Raw genomic sequence first — 17,016 nt, 5'->3', positions numbered from 1 at the left:
CGCCCGCGGAGCCGGCGGAGGCGCCGACGCCGGCGCCCACGGCCTCACGAGCCGCCTCGCGGGCCGGGGCGAGGCGCACCTCGCCGCGCTGCGCCGCGAGGTCCTCCTCGAGCCGCCGGATGGTGGCCGAGGACGTGGCCATGTCGATGGTGAAGAGGATGAACGCGGCCGCGTACACCAGCGCGGCGATGAGCATGAAGAGGTCGCTGTACAGCGCCAGCTGCTCGTTCACGGGGGCCGTGGGGTTGAACACTGTCAGTCTCCTGATCGGGGGGTGCGGGGACCGGCGAGGGTCTCGGGGGTGGTTCCAGTGTGGCCGACGGCGGCGGCCGATGCGACGGCCTCCTCCTCGGACTCGGGGGCGGCGACGGGCCACCAGCGCTCCATGGCCGAGCGCAGGGCCACGTGCTCCTCGTGCAGGCCGAACTCCTCGCCGCGGGCGAGCAGCGCGTACTCCACGCGGGTGCGGCCGGCCTCGTCGGTGCGGGCGCGGACCCACACGCGGCGGCGGCGGACGAACAGGCTGATGACCAGCCCGAGCAGGGCGGTGGTGGCGAAGAGGCCCACGCCCCACTTGCCCGGGTCGTAGTGGATGTCCAGGCCGACGTAGCGGCGGACGCCGTCGAAGCTGATGGTGCCGCGGCCCTCGGGGAGCTCGTAGGTCTCGCCCTGGCCGAGCACGATGCCGCCGTGCTCGTTGGTGCGGCTGTTGAGCTCGGTGAGGGACTCGGTGTCCAGCACGAACACGTTCTGCGGGCGGCCGGTGTCCAGGCCGAGGTCCCCGTAGTACGAGTTCAGCTGCAGCTCCGGGTTGAGCAGCTCGGGGTCCGCGGAGAACGCGGCGCCGGCCTCGTCCTCCACCGCCGAGGGCAGGAAGAAGCCGACGAAGCCCAGCTGGTCCGGCCGTGCGTCGGGGGCCTTGATGGTGGCCTGCGAGCCGTAGTTCTCGTCGAATACGCGGGTGACCACGGGGCCCTGGAAGGCCACGTCCCCGGCGCCGTCGCGGATGGTCACCACGGGCGCGTAGCCGTTGCCCACGAGGTAGACGCGCACGCCGTCGATGTCCAGGGGCTGGTTGACCTTGAGGATCTGGCGCTGGGGCTCGCCGCCGGAGCCCTCGCGGACGTCCATGACGGCGGTGTAGTCCAGCGGCTGGCCGTAGTGGGTCTCGGACTCGCGGTCGAACACGGCGTCGAAGGAGTCGAGGGTGAGGGAGAACGGCTGGAGGTCGTCCGCGCTGAAGTAGGCGCCGGGGGTGAAGGAGTCGTAGGCCACGAGGTTGTTGGCGAAGCCCTCGCCCTCCACGATGATCTTCTGCCCGGTGTACTTGGTCATGCCACCGTAGGCCATGAACACGAGCACGCCGATCAGCGAGAAGTGGAACATGATGTTGCCGATTTCGCGCAGGTATCCGCGCTCGGCGCCCACGGACGCGCCGCCGGCCTCGGGGCGGTGCTCCACGCGGTAGCGGCGCTTGCGCAGCCACGCCTGGGCGCCGGCCACGGCCTCCTCGGGGCTCGGGCCGCCCTCCTCGAGGACGACGACGCCGGAGGCCGGCAGGCGCGTCAGGTTGCGGGGGGTGCGGGCCGGGGGCCGGCGCATGGCCTTGGCGTGCTGGATGGCGCGCGGCCACACGCAGCCCACGAGGGAGACGAACAGCAGCAGGTAGATGGCCGAGAACCAGGCGGAGTTGTAGACGTCAAAGAACTGCAGGGCGTCCAGGACGGGGCCCCACACGGGGTTGTCCGCGATCCACTGGTCCACGATCTCGGGGCCGGCGCGGCGCTGGGGCACGAGGGAGCCGGGCACGGCGGCGACGGCGAGCAGGAGCAGCAGCATGAGCGCGGTGCTCATGCTGGTCAGCTGGGTCCAGATCCAGCGCAGGGTGCCCGCCAGGCCGAGGCGCGGCAGGGTGACGGGCTCGGAGCGCGTCCGGGCGGCCTTGGAGCTCACAGGGGCATCTCCCATTCGTTGGCGAACCACAGCTGCAGCTGCGTGGTCCAGGCGGTCCAGACGCCGGTGACCATGAGCAGGCCCAGCGCGATCAGCAGGGCGCCGCCGAGGCGCGTGATCAGCACGCGGTGCCGGCGGAAGAACCCGAGTGCCCGCATGCCGCGCTCCATGCCGAGGGCCATGAGCACGAACGGCAGGCCCAGGCCGAGGCAGTAGAGGAAGGCGAGCAGGGCGCCGCGGCCCACGGAGTCGGAGCCGGCCGTGGACATGGCCAGGACGGCGGCCATGGTGGGGCCGATGCACGGCGCCCAGCCCAGGCCGAAGGTCATGCCCAGCAGGGGCGCGCCGACCAGGCCGGCGGCGGGCTTGACGTGGATGCGGCGCTCCTGCTGGAGCCGACCGCCGCCGCCGAGGAACACGAGGCCCATGAGCATCACGAGCACGCCGAGCACGGGGGTGACCCAGGCGCCGTCGCGCCGCAGCCAGACCATGGCCTGGGTGAACACCACGGTGATGCCCACGAACACCACGGCGAACCCGAGCACGAACAGCACGGAGCCGAGCACGAGGCGCCCGCGGCGGCGGCTGGTGAGCACGTCCCCGCCGAGGCCGGTGACGTACCCGAGGTAGCCGGGCACGAGCGGCAGCACGCACGGGGAGAGGAAGGAGATCAGGCCGGCCAGCACGGCGATCGGCGCGGCCAGCAGCAGGGAGCCGTCGAGGGCGATCTCGGCGAAGGGGTTGTTCTGCATGGACACGGCGGCCGGGTCAGGCCGCGGCCTCGACCACCACGGTGGTGAGCAGGGCGCGCAGGGTGGACTCCTCCACGGCGCCGAGCACGCGGGCGGCCACGCGGCCCTCGGCGTCCAGGACGAGGGTGGAGGGCACGGCCTGCGGGGGCACGTAGTCAGTCATGTTCAGGAGCACGTCCCCGCGGGCGTCCTCGACGGACGGGTAGGGAATCTCGAAGGTGCGCTCGAAGGCCTGGGCGGTGGTGACGGTGTCCCGGACGTTCACGCCGAGGAACCGCACGCCCTGCGGGTCGAACTGCTCGTGCAGGGAGACGAGGTGGGGGGCCTCGACGCGGCACGGCGCGCAGGCGGCGTACCAGAAGTTCAGCAGGGCGGGGGCGCCGCGCAGGCTCGCGCCGGTCACGGGGCTGCCGTCGAAGAGCTCGGCGGCGAACTCCACGGGGGCGCCGCGCTCGGCGGGGGCGATCTCCAGGACGGAGCCGTCGCCGGCGATGTAGTTCTTGCCGTCCGCGTTGCCCGCCTGCCGCGCGAGCGAGTCGTCACCGCCCGAGCAGGCCGCGAGCGCCGGCGCCAGGCCGGCGAGTGCGAGGCCGGTCAGCAGGGTGCGGCGGGACGGACGGGGCGGGGTGTGCATGGCGTGGCTGCCCTCCAGGGGATGCGCGGGGCTAGATTCCGGGGACCTTGGAAGTCTACTGTCCGCCCTCGATCCTGACTGAACCCTGGGTGTCACACCCGTGGCCCGTGGGAGGGGCGGGGTCCGGCTCAGGCCCCGGGCAGAGAGGAGGCGTCCTTGAGCAGGGCCTGGTTGGGCTCGTGGTACTCGACGCGCGGCAGCGCCCGGCCCTCCTCGAACACGAGGGAGGTCACGGAGGTCAGGGAGCACTCGCGGCGGCGCGGGTCGTGCCACAGGGGCCGGCCCTCGACGGCCAGGCGCGTCACCCAGATGGGCAGCTGGTGGGAGACGAGCACCGCCTCGGCGCCGGGTCCGCCGGCGGCCACGGCCTCGTCCCGCACCCGGTCGACGACGGCGAGCATGCGAGCCGCCTGCTGGCGGTAGGGCTCGCCCCAGGAGGGGCGCAGCGGGTTGCGCAGCTTGGGCCACAGGCGCGGGTTCCGCTTGAGCGAGGCGGCGACCTGGGACATGCCCTCGAAGTCGTTCTCGGCCTCGATGAGGTCCGGCTCGGTGGCCAGCGGGCGCCCGAGGGCGGCGGCGATCGGCTCGGCGGTCTGCTGGGCGCGGGTCAGCGGGGAGGCCGCGACGACGTCGGGCCGGCGGCCCGTCTGCTCCGCGCGCTCGAGGAACCACGCGGCGACGCCGTCGGCCATCTGCCGGCCCAGCTCCGAGAGGCCGAACTCCGGGAGGCGGCCGTAGAGGACGCGGTCGGGGTTGTGGACTTCTCCGTGGCGGACCAGGTGGACGGTGGCGGGCGTCTGCATGGCCCCCAGTCTGGCAGAGGCGGGGCGCCGGCCGTGCCGGGGCCCGTGCCCACGCGGGGCCCCGGCGGTAGCGTGGGCGGCAGTCCGGTGCGCCCCGCGCGCACCGCATCCGTCCGCATCACAGGCGCCGCGAGCGGCGGCGCCGTCAGGAGGCCCCCATGTCCGGCACCTCGCCCACCGACCCGCAGCGCGGCCCGAGCCCGTACGGCCAGAACCCGTACGGCCAGGGCCCCTCCGGTCAGGACGCCCCCGGCCCGAGCCCGTATGGCGAGAATCCGTACGGCGCGCATCCGTACGGACAGGCGCCCAACGGACAGGGCGGCCCGGCCCACGGACAGCCCGGGCAGGGACACGTGAACCCGGGGCACCCGGCTCCGTCGTACGCGGACCTGGGATACCCGACTCAGGGCGGCTGGCCCGGTCAGCAGGCCCCGGGCCCGGTCACGGCGCCGCGGCGCCCCGGGGCGATCACGGCGTCGTTCTGGCTGATCCTCGCCGGCGGCCTCGTGCTGCTGGCCAGCACGCTGCTGGCCGCCTTCGCCATGACCCTGCCCGAGTCCCGGGCCATGCTCGAGCAGCAGATGCGCGAGACCTACGAGCAGATGGGGCTGCCCGCCGACCAGCTGGTGCAGATGGAGCAGATGACGGACCAGCTGCTGCCGGTGATGAGCGCCGTCGCGGCCGCCTTCGGCGTGCTGGCGTTCCTCGTCTACCTGCTGATCGCCCTGAAGATCCGCAAGGGCTCACGCGCGGCCCGCACGGTCGGCACGGTCCTGGCCGCGCTCTCGGTGCTGATGATCGCGGCGAACCTGATGATGGGCGCCTTCAACCCGTTCGACCTGCTGTGGGTCGGCCTGGGCGTCGCGGGCATCGTCATGGCGTACCGCCCGGAGGCCACCGAGTACATGCGTCTCAAGGCCTGGGAGCGCGCCGGCGCCCGCTGACCCCGGTCAGGGGCGGGGCGCGTCGAGGAGCCGGCCCAGGCGGACCGGGTCTACGCGCCAGAAGTCGCGCTGGACGCCGTCCACGAAGAGCACGGGCACCTCGTCCACGAAGCGCTCGAGCAGGTCCGGGTGCGCGGCCCCGTCCACGGCCTCCCAGGCCTCGCCCCGCGCGCCGCACACCTGCGCCACCGTCGCCGCGGCGTCCTCGCAGAGGTGGCAGCCGGGCTTGACGAGGAGCTGGACGCGGGCGGCGGAGGCGGGCAGGAGCGTGCTCATGCGCCCACTCTACGGAGCAGTCCCGACAGCACGGCCCGCACGGCGCAGTCCCAGACAGTGCAGCCCGGACGCGACGAGGCCGCCGTCTCCTCCTGGGAGCCGGCGGCCTCGTGGTGTCAGCGCCGTGACGGCGCGGGCGTCACTTCTTGTTGCGACGCTGGTGACGGGTCTTGCGAAGCAGCTTGCGGTGCTTCTTCTTCGACATGCGCTTGCGGCGCTTCTTGATCACAGATCCCATGGGGACTCCTTGAATCGGGGTGTAGGTCGGCGGCTGTGGGGACCGCTGGCATCCGGGCCCCGGACACGCCGACCCGCATTCCACCGGATGTGGAACGCATGAAAACGTTCTCGGCCACAATACCGGCCGGGCCCGCCGCGGTCGAACCGAGACGCCGAGCGGTCAGTCGAACCAGGGGTCCAGGCCGTGCAGCGGGAACAGCTCGCGGCGCGTGGCCATGATCGACTGGTCCACCGGGTCGGCCGGGTCGTAGCCGACCTCCCAGGAGCGCCACCAGACGTCCGCGTCCTCGCCCATCACGGTGGGGATGCGCTCGGACTCGTCGCCCTCGTGGAGGGACATGTCCCCCGTGAGCTCCTCGGCCGTGAGGGTGCGGGCGTGCTCGACCCAGGCCTGCGGGATCTCCGCCTTCACGGGGATGGGGGTCTGCAGGACGGCGGCGGTGAGGTGTGTCCAGGCGCGCGGCACCACGCGCAGCAGGTTGTAGCCGCCGCCGCCGGTGGCCACCCACCGGCCGTCGGCGAACTTCTCCGCCCAGTCGCCGATGTCGAAGGCGAGCTGGCGCTGGCCGTCCACGCTCAGGCGCAGGTCCGCCAGCGGGTCGGCGAGGTGGCCGTCGCAGCCGTGCTGGCTGACGATCACGTCCGGGTCGAAGGCCTGCAGCAGCTGCGGCACCACGGCGTGCACGGCGCGCAGGAATCCGGCATCGCCGGTGCGCGGCGGCACGGCGACGTTCACGGAGGTGCCCTGCGCGTCCGGCCCGCCGATCTCGTTGGCGAAGCCGGTGCCCGGGAACAGGCTGATGCCGGTCTCATGGACGGAGATGGTCATCACTCGGGGGTCGTCGTAGAAGATCGCCTGCGTGCCGTCGCCGTGATGGGCGTCCACGTCCAGGTAGACGACGCGCTCCGCGCCGAGGTCCAGCAGGCGCTGGATGGCGAGGGCGCAGTCGTTGTAGATGCAGAACCCGGAGGCCTTGGCCCGGGCGGCGTGGTGCATGCCGCCGGCGAAGTTCACGGCGCGCCGCACCTGCCCGGACCAGACGGCCTCGGCCGCGGCCAGGGTGCCGCCGGCGATGCGCGCGGAGGCTTCGTGCAGGTCCGGGAACACGGGGCAGTCCTCGGTGCCCAGGCCGAAGGGGGCGTCCTCGTCCGACGCCGCCTCGGAGGCCCGGCGCACCGCGGCGATGTAGTCCGGGTCGTGGACGAGGGCGAGCTGGGCGTCCGTGGCGACGGGAGGCTCGATGATGCTCACGTGGGGGGCGTCCAGCAGGCCGAACGCCTCCACGAGCCGGTGCGTCAGGTCCAGCCGCAGCGGCGCCATGGGGTGCTCCGCGCTGAACCGGTAGCGGAGCAGGCTGGGGTCCCACACGACGGCGGCCGGTGTGGGAGCGGGGCGCTGGGACGTGGTGCTCATCACCCTCCAGGGTAGGCCTCCCCCGCGCCCGGCCGCGAGGGTTGCAGCGGATGTCCCGCGCACGTGACGCGCGGACGCCCCGGCGGGGCGATACTGGACGCGACCCCGGGATGACCGGGCCGGACGCCGTTCGGCCCGCGCCCCGACCCCTTCACCCGCGCAGGAGGTGCCCATGGCCCCCAGGCCCGCTCCCCCCACGCGCCGCCACGGCGGCCTGCCCCGGCCGGACGGGGTGTCCACGCTGGAGTCCTCCTCGGAGCTGCGCACGGTGCTGCGCCGCTCCTCCCGGGCGGTCGGCTCGGTGGTGAGCGGCTCCCCCGCCCGCGCGGCGCTGTCCGCGTTTCTGCTGGTCTCGCTCGTGTTCACGGCGTTGCTGAGCCTGCCGTGGGCGTCCGCGGACGGCCGCCCGACGGCCCTGCACGACGCGATGTTCACCGCCGTCTCCGCCGTCTCCGTGACCGGGCTGATCACGCTGAACACGGCCGAGCACTGGTCCGTGGCCGGCCAGGTGATCATCCTCGTGGCCATCCAGATCGGCGGCCTCGGCATCCTGTCCATGGCCTCCCTGCTCACCCTGGCGGTGTCCCGGCACCTCGGCCTGCGCTCCAAGCTGGCCACGCAGGAGGCCGGGATGACCACCGGCAACGTGGGCGAGGTCGGACGCCTGCTGCGCGTCGTCGTCGTGACCGTGCTGACCTGCGAGGCGGCCCTGGCCGTGTTCCTGGTGCCGCATTTCGCGGCCGAGTCGGGCTCGTGGCTGACGGGGCTGTGGCACGGCGTCTTCTACTCGGTGAGCGCGTTCAACAACGCCGGCTTCTCCCTGCACGTGGACGGGTTGTCCGCGGTGGCGCACGACCCGGTGATCCTCACGGTGATCGCGGTGGGCGTGTTCGCCGGCGCCCTCGGCTTCCCGGTGGTCATGGTGCTGCTGGACAAGGGCTGGCGCTACCGGGCCTGGAACCTGCACACGAAGCTGACGGTGGAGGTCACCCTCGCGCTGCTCGTGCTCGGCGCCGTGCTGCTGTTCTTCTTCGAGGCCGGGAATCCGGGCACGAACGGGGACCTCGGCGTCGTCGAGCGGATCTGGCGGTCCCTGTTCGGCTCGGTGATGACGCGCTCCGGCGGGTTCGCGATCGACGACACGAACGCGCATCGCCCCGAGTCCCTGCTGCTCATGGACGCGCTGATGTTCGTGGGCGGCGGCTCGGCGTCCACCGCCGGCGGCATCAAGGTCACCACGCTGGCCGTGATGTTCCTGGCCATCCTCGCCGAGGCCCGCGGCGACCGTGAGGTCACCGCGCACGGCCGCACGATCGCCTCGGAGACCCTGCGCGTGGCCATCTCGGTGCTCGCCCTGGGCGCCACGCTGGTGCTCGTGGCCACCCTGGCCCTCGTGCACATCGCCGACGAGTCCCTGCAGCGGCCGCTGTTCGAGGTGATCTCCGCGTTCGCCACGTGCGGGCTGTCCGTGGGGATCTCGGCGGAGGCCCCGCCGGCCGGCAAGTACCTGCTGGCGGCCATGATGTTCGCGGGGCGCGTTGGTACGATCACGTTCGCCGCGGCCCTGGCCCTGCGTCAGCGCCGCGTGCTCTACCGCTACCCCGTCGAGAGGCCGATCCTTGGCTGACCCGCAGCGCACCGATCCCAACGCCCCCGTGCTCGTGGTGGGGCTGGGCCGCTTCGGCGCGGCCACGGCCGAGGAGCTCGTGGCCCAGGGCCGCGAGGTGCTCGCCATCGAGCGGGACCCCGTGCTGGTCCAGCGCTTCGCGCCGTCCCTGACGCACGTGGTGGAGGCGGACGCCACGGACCCGGAGGCGCTGCGCCAGCTCGGCGCGCAGGACTTCTCGACGGCGGTGGTGGGCGTGGGCACCTCCATCGAGGCCTCGGTGCTCATCACCGCGAACCTCGTAGACCTGGAGATCCAGCACATCTGGGTGAAGGCGATCAGCGAGGCGCACGGCACGATCCTCAAGCGGATCGGCGCGAACCACGTGATCTTCCCGGAGCACGACGCCGGCGTGCGCGCCGCCCACCTGGTGAACGGGCGCATGCTGGACTTCATCGAGTTCGACGACGACTTCGCGATCGTGAAGATGTACCCGCCGGCCGAGTGCGTGGGCTTCACGCTCGGCGAGTCCCACGTCCGCTCCAAGTACGGCGTGACCGTGGTGGGCGTGAAGACCCCCGGCGAGGACTTCACCTACGCCCAGCCGGACACCCGCGTGGGGGCCCGGGACACGCTCATCGTCTCCGGTCACACCGACCTGATCGACCGGTTCGCGGCCCGGCCCTGAGCCAGGCGCCCCGGCCGCCTAGGGTGAGGCCATGCTGCTGCTGCTCTTCGGCCCGCCCGCCGTCGGGAAGATGACGGTGGGCCGCGCCGTGGCCTCCGCCTCCTCGTTCCGCCTGTTCCACAACCACATGACGATCGAGCCGCTGATCGAGCTCTTCGGCCACGGCACCGAGCCGTTCCACCTGCTCAACGAGGAGTTCCGGCTGCGCGTGCTGCAGGAGGCCGCCCGCACGGGGACCGACCTCGTGTTCACCCTCGTGTGGGACGTGGAGGATCCGCAGGACGCCGCCCTGCTGGCGGACTACGCGGCGCTCTTCGAGGAGGCGGCCTTCGTGGAGCTCCGCGCGGACCTCCCGACCCGGCTCGCCCGGAACCGGACGGCCGAGCGCCTCGCGCACAAGGCCTCCAAGCGGGACCTGGAGTGGTCGGACCGCAACGTGCGGGAGATGGAGGCCGGCTGGACCATGACCACCGCGGACGGCCCGCACGCCGCGGCCGGCCTGCTGGCGGCGCATCCGCACCTGGTGCTCGAGACCGGCGGCCTCACCCCGTCCGAGTCCGCGGCGCGGATCCTCCAGTGGCTGGAGGGCGTGCGCGTGCGCGACCGCGCGTCGTAGGGCACGACGGCGGCCCTCACCCCCGGCGGGGAGGGGTCAGCCGGCGAACTCGCGGCCCATCTCCTCGTCCCGGCGGGCGGCGGCGTCCATGGCGTCCGCCACGAGCCGCTCGAAGCCGCCCTCCTGGAAGGTGCGGATCGCCTGCTCGGTGGTGCCGCCGGGGCTCATGACGCCGCGGCGCAGGTCCTCGGCGGTCTGGTCGCCCTCCCGGATGCCGCGCTGCAGCATGAGCCCGGCGCCCTTCACGGTGGCCGCCGCCATGGCCTCGGCGTCCGAGCGGTCCAGGCCGAGCTCCTCGGCGTGTCGGGCGATCGCCTCGGCGAGCAGGAACACGTAGGCGGGGGCGGAGCCGGCGGCGGCCACCACGGCCGCGAGCTGCTCCTCGGCCACGCGCACCACGAGCCCGGACCCGGCGAACAGCGCCTCCACGGCCTCGGCCTGGGCGTCGGTGACCCCGGCGGCCGGCGCGACGCCCACCACGCCGGAGCCCACCGTGAGCGGGGTGTTCGGCATGGTGCGCACCAGCGGCTGGCCTTCGCGCAGCGCCGCGGCGAGGGTCTCGGCGCGCACTCCGGCGGCCACGGACACCACCGTGGCGGCCTCCGGCAGGGCCTGGGCCACCTCGGCGGCGGTGGCCGCCATGTCCTTGGGCTTCACCCCGAGCAGCACCACGTCCGCGCCCTCCACGGCCCGCACGTTCGCCTGCGGATCCTCCTCGGCGGCGAGCACCTCCACGCCGGGGTGCCGGCCGCGGGCGCGCTCGGCCGAGGCGGCGGAGCGGGTGGTGGCGCGCACGTCCTCGGCGCGCACGGCGCCCGCCTCGATCGCGCCGGTCAGGATGGCGCCCGTCATGGTCCCCAGGCCCAGGATGGTCAGCTTCACGGTGGATCGCTCTCCTTCGGTGTCCGATGCGGTGTCTGGTGTGGTGCCAGGTGCGGTGTCAGGCACCCGGTGCGCCGTCGTCGTCCTTCGTCCCGCCGGCCGCCAGGTGCTCGCGCGCGAACGCGAGCGAGGCGGCCAGCTTCTCCTCGCGCTGCCCGGCGTACTCCACGCCGCGCGTGCCCACCTCCACGCACACGGTGCCGGCGAAGCCCTCCGCGGCCAGGTGGTGCAGCGACTCGGCCACCTTCTGGGTGCCCTCGCCGGGGACGAGGTGGTCGTCCTTCCCGGAGTCGTTGCCGTCCGTGAGGTGGATGTGGCGGACCCGCGAGCCCAGCCGGCGCAGCGCCTCCAGGGAGTCCTCGCGGGCGATGGCCGCGTGCGAGAAGTCCCAGCACACGTGCTCGTAGGGCTCGGGCATGGGGTCCCAGTGCGGCAGGTACATGGTGGCCTCGCGTCCGTACGCGCGCCACGGGTACATGTTCTCCACGGCGATCACCACCCCGGTGTCCGCCATGATCTCGTGGATGCCCTCGGCGAAGCCCGAGGCGTAGGTGCCCTGCCAGCGGAACGGCGGGTGCGCCACCACCACGGGGGCGCCCACCGCCTGCGCGAGCTCCACGGAGCGGCGGATCTTGGACCACGCCGAGCCCCACACCTGCTGGGTGAACAGCAGCGTGGGGGCGTGGATGGAGTCGATCGGCATGCCGTGGCGGGCCGAGAGCCGCTTCAGGCGGTCCGCGTCCTGGCTCCACGTGTTGTGGGTGACCATGACCTCCACGCCGTCGTAGCCCAGGTCCTGCGCGGTGGCGAACACGTCCTGCGTGCCCAGCGGGAACACCGAGGACGAGGAGAGGGTCACGGGGATGTCCGAGCCGAAGCGCGGGGCGGGGGCCAGGTGGGCGGTGGAGCCGGCCATGGTCAGCGCACCCCCAGGCGCAGCCCGGGCAGGAGGGTGTCCGTGTTGAGGTTCACATGGCCCACCCCGGGGCGGCCGTCATGGGTGAGGTGGCCCTCGAGCATGAGGGCGTCCAGGCGGTTGAGGATGAGGCCCTCGCGCAGCGCCCACGGGCAGATCTCGAGCTGGGCGATCCCGAAGGTCCGCATGGCGGCCAGCGCCACGATCGCGCCGGCGAGCACCTGCGGGGCGCGCACCTCGGAGACGCCGGGCAGGTCCGCGCGCTCGGCGGCGGTCATGGCGGCGAGGCGGTTGACCCACAGGTGCAGGTCGTCCGCGCGCAGGTGCCGCTTCACGTAGGGGCCCGCGGCCGACGGCGCCGCCCCGGTCAGCCGGGCCAGGGAGCGGAAGGTCTTGGACGTGGCGGTGACGGCCACGGGCGCCTCCACCGGCGGGAACGCCGCGAACGCCTCCTCGAGCCGCTTCTCCACGTGCTTGCGCAGCTTCTTCACGCCCTTCGGGCTGGGCGGGTCCTCCGGCAGCCAGTCCCGCGTGAGGCGGCCGGCACCCAGCGGCAGGGACAGCGCGTGGGAGGGCAGCTCGTCCTGGCCGTAGGCGATCTCGAAGGAGCCGCCGCCGATGTCGAAGTTCAGGATGGACCCGGCGTCCCAGCCCTGCCAGCGGCGCACCGCGAAGTAGGTCATGGCGGACTCCTGGTCCCCCGAGAGCTCTGCCAGGTGCACCCCGGCCTCGCGGTCCACGCGGGCCAGCACCTCGGCCCCGTTGGCGGACTCCCGGATGGCCGAGGTGCAGAAGGAGATCATGTCCTCGGCCCGGTGCACCTCCGCGAAGGCCACCGCCTCGCGGATGAAGTCCACGAGCTCGTGCTGGCCCTCCTCGGTGATGGCGCCCTCGGCGTCCTGGTACCGGATCAGCGGCAGGGACCGCTTGTGCTCCGCGTACGCGGACGGACGCGCGCCCGGGTGGGCGTCCACGAGGAGCAGGTGAACGGTGTTGGAGCCGATGTCCAGGACGCCGAGACGCATGGGCTCAGGCCTTCTTCTTCGGGGCGGACTTCTTGGCGGGGGCCTTGCGGGCGGCGGGCTTGCGGGCCGGGGCCTTGCGGGTGGCCGGGCCCTTGGCGCGCTTGTCCGCGAGGAGCTGGTAGGCCTCCTCGGCGGTGAGCTCCTCGGGCTGGCGGCCGCGCGGCACGGTGATGTTGGTGACGCCGTCCGTGACGTACGGGCCGAAGCGGCCCTCCTTCACGGTGACCTTCTTGCCGGAGACCGGGTCCTCGCCGAACTCGGCCAGCGGCGGCTTCGCGGCGCCGCGGCCGCGCTGCTTGGGCTGGGCGTAGATCTCGAGCGCCTGCTCCTGCGTGATGGTGAAGATCTGGTCCTCGGACTCGAGGGAGCGCGAGTCCGTGCCCTTCTTCAGGTACGGGCCGAAGCGGCCGTTCTGGGCGGTGATGACCTCGCCCTCGGCGTCCGCGCCCACCACGCGCGGCAGGGACATCAGCCGCAGCGCCTCTTCCAGGGTCACCGTGTCCACGGACATGGAGGAGAACAGGGAGCCGGTGCGGGGCTTCTCCTTGGCCGGCTTCTTCTTCGGCTTGGGCTTGCCGTTCTTGTAGTACTCGGTGGGCTGGGCGTCCAGCCAGGCCTGCAGCTGCTCCTCGGTCATCTCGGGGATGACCTCGGTGACGTAGGGCCCGTAGCGCCCGTCCTTGGCGACGACGGCGCGCCCCGTCTCCGGGTCCGTGCCCAGCTCGCGCTCGGAGGGCTTGGCGGTGGCGAAGAGCTCCTCGGCCTTGGCCGGGGTCAGCTCGTCCGGGGCCAGCTCCTCGGGGACGTTGGCGCGCGGCGGCGTGGAGCCGGCCTCGGCATCCGCGGGCAGCGGCTTCTCCAGGTAGGGGCCGTACTGGCCCACGCGCAGGGTGATCTCGTCCGTGATCGGCAGCGAGTTCACGGCCCGCGCGTCGATCTCGCCGAGGTTCTCCACCACCTGCTGCAGGCCCTCCACGCCCTTGCCGGTCTCGGAGGCGGGGGCGCCGAAGTAGAAGGTCTGCAGCCACGCCTCGCGGCCCAGCTCGCCGGCGGCGATCCGGTCCAGGTCGTCCTCCATGCGGGCCGTGAAGTCGTAGTCCACGTACTTCGCGAAGTAGTCCTCGAGCAGGCCGATCACGGCGAACGCCGTCCAGGACGGGACCAGGGCGTTGCCGCGCTTGGACACGTAGCCGCGGTCCATGATCGTGGAGATCGTGGGCGCGTACGTGGAGGGGCGGCCGATCTCGCGGCGCTCGAGCTCCGCGACGATCGAGGCCTCGGTGTACCTCGCGGGCGGGGAGGTCTCGTGGCCGGTGGCCTCGATGGGCTCGCCGATAAGGCGCTCGCCCTCGGCGACCTGCGGGAGGCGGCGGTCCTTCGCCTCGGCCTTCTCGTCCTCGGTCTCGGCGTCCTTGCCCTCCTCGTAGGCGTCCAGGAAGCCCTTGAAGGTGATGACGGTGCCGGAAGCGCTGAACTGGGCGGCGCGGCCGTCCTGCGCCGTCGCGGAGAAGCGCAGCGTGGCGGTGTAGCCCTTGGCGTCGGCCATCTGCGAGGCGACCGTGCGCTTCCAGATCAGCTCGTAGAGGCGGAACTCGTCCGGGCGCAGCTCGGCCTTGACCTGGGCCGGGGTGCGGAAGGAGTCGCCGGCGGGGCGGATGGCCTCGTGGGCCTCCTGCGCGGACTCGTTGCGCTTGGCGTACACGCGCGGCTGCGCCGGCACCGCGTCCTGGCCGTAGAGCTCGGTGGCCTGGCGCCGGGCGGCCTGGACGGCCTCCTGGGACAGGTTCACCGAGTCGGTGCGCATGTAGGTGATGTAGCCGTTCTCGTACAGGCGCTGGGCCACCTGCATGGACACCCGCGAGCTCATGCGCAGCTTGCGCGAGGCCTCCTGCTGGAGCGTGGAGGTGGTGAACGGGGCGGCCGGGCGCCGCGTGTAGGGCTTGTCCTCCACCGCGTCCACGGTGAAGTCCGCGCCGCGCAGGCCCTGGGCGAGCGAGGACGCGGCGGCCTCGTCCAGGTGGGTCACCTTCTTGCCGGCGGAGGCCTTCAGCGCGCCGGCGTCGTCGAAGTCCCGGCCCGTGGCCACCCGCTCACCGTCCACCGTGGACAGGCGGGCGGTGAAGGAGCTGCCGACGGCGTCGGCGGCCTGGGCGCCCGGCGCCACGGTGAACGTGCCCTCCACGCCCCAGTAGGCGGCGGAGACGAACGCCATGCGCTCGCGCTCGCGCTCCACCACGAGACGGGTGGCCACGGACTGCACACGGCCCGCGGACAGGCCGCGCGAGACCTTGCGCCACAGCACCGGGGAGAGCTCGTAGCCGAAGAGGCGGTCCAGGATGCGGCGGGTCTCCTGGGCGTCCACGAGGTGCGTGTCCAGCTCGCGGATGTTCTCCAGGCCGCGGCGCACGCCCTCCTTGGTGATCTCGCCGAAGGTCATCCGGTAGACCGGCACCTTGGGCTTGAGCGTGTCCAGCAGGTGCCACGCGATGGCCTCGCCCTCGCGGTCCGCATCGGTGGCCAGGTAGAGGGCCACGGCGTCCTTGAGCTCGCGCTTGAGCTCGGTGACCTTCTTCTTCTTGTCCGGGTGCACCACGTAGTACGGGGCGAAGCCGTTCTCCGTGTCCACGGCGAACTTGCCGAAGGGGCCCTTCTTCATGTCCGCGGGCAGGTCCGAGGGCTTGGGCAGGTCACGGATGTGCCCCACGGAGGAGTCCACCACCCAGCCCTCGCCCACCGCGTTGAGGTACTTCGCGATGGACTTGCTCTTGGCCGGGGACTCCACGATGACGAGCTTCTTGCCCTCGGGCACAGAGGCGGTCACGGAAGCGGGGGTGGTGGGCAAGGGGGTTCCTCCTCGGACGGGGAAAGCTGCGGGCCCGGGCCGGGGCGGGGTCTCCCCCGCCGGCCGTGGGCGGAACGTCCCCACATCGTAGGGGGCGCGTGGCCCACGATAACGCCCGGAGCCTGACAGGCCCCTGGGCGGACCCCGTCCACCGGACACGGGCTCGAGTCCTCCTGTCCGCCTAATGACACTCAACCTAGGCTCAGGCCATGCATCCTCGTCGGTCCCGCGCCACATCCCACACGGTCCAGGGTGCTGCCCAAGTCGCCCAGTCCGCACACTCCGGCCTCAGGCCTGTGGGTCCGGAGAAGGACGAGTCGGGCTCGGGCACGTACTGCCATTGCCACGGCAACAACCGCAAGCCCGAAGGCATCCACGCGTTCTCCGGCGTGGCCGGGCAGGGGACGTGTTGACCGCCCCGGGGTCGACGGCGGACCTCGTCCGCCGCTGGGAGTCCGCGGCCCGGCCGAACCCGACGGCGACGGACGTGGGCTCCCTGCTGGAGAAGTGCTACCGCGCGAGACCTCTGGCACGCGAGATCCTCTCGGGCGGCCATCTGCAGCACGACGACGAGCTGCGCCCCGACACCGACAAGGTGCTGTGGACGATCACGGACCCCGTCACCCTCCTGCGCTGCGCCCGGCACGCCTTCGGCTCCCTCGACGCCTATCTGTCACACCTCGAGTCGGAGCAGCAGGAGGAGGACGAGGCCATCCAGGCAGAAGACGGCATCGAGCGAGCCGATGTCGCCTACTGGTCAGCACTGGAAGGCCGGATCCCCGAGGAGGACCACCCCTATGGACTGGTCCTCACCCAGCACGCCCTGGGTCAGCGAGTCACCGCGATCCTCGAGGTCGAGGACGGAGCCGTGACCGGCTTCAAGGTGGAGGGTGTGCTCGGGCGGATGGTGGACGAGCACCTTGAGGGACTGGTGGGGTATCCGGCGCCGGGTTCCGGCTACGACGAGGCCGTGCCGGTGATGCGCCGCGGGGATCCCAGCGATGAGATGTTCCTGCGGCATCTGCGACAGGCGGCGCGGTTCGGGCTCCTCTGACCGGGTCACCGGGCGGCCGTGCCGCCCGGGCCCTCAGTCCTCGGCTCCCTCCACCAGGAAGCCGTCCTCGTAAAGCTCGCGGATCGCGGCAAGCAGGCCGGCGCGGCCGGCGTCATCCAGCTCCAGCAACGCGGCGACGGCCCCGACCAGCTGGCCGACGGTCAGCTCGCCGTCGGAGGCGGAGAGCACGCCCGCCGTGGCGGTGTCCAGGCGGGCGGTCCGGCGGAAGCCGGAACCCTGGCGGGCCAGGATCACCTCGGGGTGCGCGGCCCCGAACCGCTGGTGGCGCTCCTCGGTGACGTCGCCGGCCACGCGCAGGTGCAGGCCACGCAGCACGGCCAGGGCCGGGTCGCCTGTGACCTCCCCGGCGT

16 protein-coding genes and 2 pseudogenes are annotated in these 17,016 nt (G+C 73.0%); 5 read left to right on the top strand and 13 right to left on the bottom strand.

Going from position 1 to position 17,016, the window contains the following annotated elements; all coding sequences use genetic code 11:
* The 5 genes and pseudogenes from NWP10_RS05530 to NWP10_RS05510 form a co-directional block, all read right to left on the bottom strand.
* A pseudogene (locus NWP10_RS05530) lies at positions 1-253 on the bottom strand (c-type cytochrome biogenesis protein CcsB); the annotation flags it as partial.
* Positions 254-255: 2 nt separating this feature from the next.
* Positions 256-1,953, bottom strand: coding sequence for a cytochrome c biogenesis protein ResB (locus NWP10_RS05525; protein WP_258300159.1), 1,698 nt, complete (start codon positions 1,951-1,953; stop codon positions 256-258).
* Positions 1,950-2,705, bottom strand: coding sequence for a cytochrome c biogenesis CcdA family protein (locus NWP10_RS05520; RefSeq protein ID WP_258300160.1), 756 nt, complete (start codon positions 2,703-2,705; stop codon positions 1,950-1,952). Before NWP10_RS05520 ends, NWP10_RS05525 begins: the two co-directional genes overlap by 4 nt.
* Before the next feature lie 16 nt (positions 2,706-2,721).
* Positions 2,722-3,339 carry a TlpA disulfide reductase family protein gene (locus tag NWP10_RS05515; protein WP_258300158.1) on the bottom strand — a complete coding sequence of 206 codons (618 nt, stop codon included), beginning with the start codon at positions 3,337-3,339 and terminating at the stop codon, positions 2,722-2,724.
* 128 nt (positions 3,340-3,467) lie between these two features.
* The gene (locus NWP10_RS05510; RefSeq protein WP_017488547.1) at positions 3,468-4,142 is read right to left on the bottom strand and encodes a histidine phosphatase family protein; all 675 of its coding nucleotides are present in this window, start codon (positions 4,140-4,142) and stop codon (positions 3,468-3,470) included.
* A 158-nt stretch (positions 4,143-4,300) separates the two neighbouring features.
* On the opposite strand from NWP10_RS05510, the gene NWP10_RS05505 reads away from it, so the two are divergent.
* Complete coding sequence (locus NWP10_RS05505) at positions 4,301-5,086, top strand: hypothetical protein (RefSeq protein WP_258300157.1); 786 nt, start codon at positions 4,301-4,303, stop codon at positions 5,084-5,086.
* Positions 5,087-5,092: 6 nt separating this feature from the next.
* Here the strand turns inward: NWP10_RS05505 and NWP10_RS05500 are convergent, their stop codons facing one another.
* From NWP10_RS05500 to NWP10_RS05490, 3 genes are all read right to left on the bottom strand, one after another.
* Positions 5,093-5,362: a glutaredoxin family protein gene (locus NWP10_RS05500; RefSeq protein WP_258300156.1), complete on the bottom strand. Its 270-nt coding sequence runs from the start codon at positions 5,360-5,362 to the stop codon at positions 5,093-5,095.
* 139 nt (positions 5,363-5,501) lie between these two features.
* Positions 5,502-5,600: a 30S ribosomal protein bS22 gene (locus tag NWP10_RS05495; protein ID WP_005504750.1), complete on the bottom strand. Its 99-nt coding sequence runs from the start codon at positions 5,598-5,600 to the stop codon at positions 5,502-5,504.
* 162 nt (positions 5,601-5,762) lie between these two features.
* Positions 5,763-7,016, bottom strand: a complete 1,254-nt coding sequence (locus NWP10_RS05490; protein ID WP_258300155.1) for an acetoin utilization protein AcuC — start codon at positions 7,014-7,016, stop codon at positions 5,763-5,765.
* 172 nt (positions 7,017-7,188) lie between these two features.
* Between NWP10_RS05490 and NWP10_RS05485 the strand changes: the two genes are divergently transcribed.
* The 3 genes from NWP10_RS05485 to NWP10_RS05475 are packed head-to-tail and all read left to right on the top strand — an operon-like array spanning position 7,189 to position 9,926.
* The gene (locus NWP10_RS05485) at positions 7,189-8,643 is read left to right on the top strand and encodes a TrkH family potassium uptake protein (RefSeq protein ID WP_258300154.1); all 1,455 of its coding nucleotides are present in this window, start codon (positions 7,189-7,191) and stop codon (positions 8,641-8,643) included.
* The gene (locus tag NWP10_RS05480; RefSeq protein ID WP_017488552.1) at positions 8,636-9,310 is read left to right on the top strand and encodes a TrkA family potassium uptake protein; all 675 of its coding nucleotides are present in this window, start codon (positions 8,636-8,638) and stop codon (positions 9,308-9,310) included. Before NWP10_RS05485 ends, NWP10_RS05480 begins: the two co-directional genes overlap by 8 nt.
* 31 nt (positions 9,311-9,341) lie before the next feature.
* Positions 9,342-9,926 carry an AAA family ATPase gene (locus NWP10_RS05475; RefSeq protein WP_258300153.1) on the top strand — a complete coding sequence of 195 codons (585 nt, stop codon included), beginning with the start codon at positions 9,342-9,344 and terminating at the stop codon, positions 9,924-9,926.
* 36 nt (positions 9,927-9,962) lie between these two features.
* Here NWP10_RS05475 and proC read toward each other — a convergent pair whose 3' ends face one another.
* The 4 genes from proC to topA are packed head-to-tail and all read right to left on the bottom strand — an operon-like array spanning position 9,963 to position 15,591.
* Positions 9,963-10,808, bottom strand: a complete 846-nt coding sequence (gene proC, locus NWP10_RS05470) for a pyrroline-5-carboxylate reductase (RefSeq protein WP_017488554.1) — start codon at positions 10,806-10,808, stop codon at positions 9,963-9,965.
* Positions 10,809-10,866: 58 nt separating this feature from the next.
* Positions 10,867-11,724, bottom strand: a complete 858-nt coding sequence (locus NWP10_RS05465) for a sugar phosphate isomerase/epimerase (protein ID WP_258300152.1) — start codon at positions 11,722-11,724, stop codon at positions 10,867-10,869.
* A 2-nt stretch (positions 11,725-11,726) separates the two neighbouring features.
* Positions 11,727-12,749 carry a Ppx/GppA family phosphatase gene (locus tag NWP10_RS05460; RefSeq protein WP_258300151.1) on the bottom strand — a complete coding sequence of 341 codons (1,023 nt, stop codon included), beginning with the start codon at positions 12,747-12,749 and terminating at the stop codon, positions 11,727-11,729.
* 4 nt (positions 12,750-12,753) lie between these two features.
* Entirely contained in the window at positions 12,754-15,591 is a 2,838-nt protein-coding gene (gene topA / locus NWP10_RS05455; RefSeq protein WP_258300150.1) for a type I DNA topoisomerase, read from the bottom strand.
* 406 nt (positions 15,592-15,997) lie between these two features.
* Here topA and NWP10_RS05450 point away from each other — a divergent pair, with 406 nt between their 5' ends.
* The gene (locus NWP10_RS05450) at positions 15,998-16,645 is read left to right on the top strand and encodes a hypothetical protein (protein WP_258300149.1); all 648 of its coding nucleotides are present in this window, start codon (positions 15,998-16,000) and stop codon (positions 16,643-16,645) included.
* A gap of 33 nt (positions 16,646-16,678) precedes the next feature.
* On the opposite strand, the pseudogene NWP10_RS05445 reads toward NWP10_RS05450, so the two are convergent.
* A pseudogene (locus NWP10_RS05445) lies at positions 16,679-17,016 on the bottom strand (methyltransferase); the annotation flags it as partial.

This window comes from Micrococcus sp. HG099 (genome assembly GCF_024723355.1).
Classification (GTDB): Bacteria; Actinomycetota; Actinomycetes; order Actinomycetales; family Micrococcaceae; genus Micrococcus; species Micrococcus endophyticus.
The sequence above is the reverse complement of the archived record's forward strand: the minus strand, read 5'-3'. Positions and strand labels throughout refer to the sequence as shown.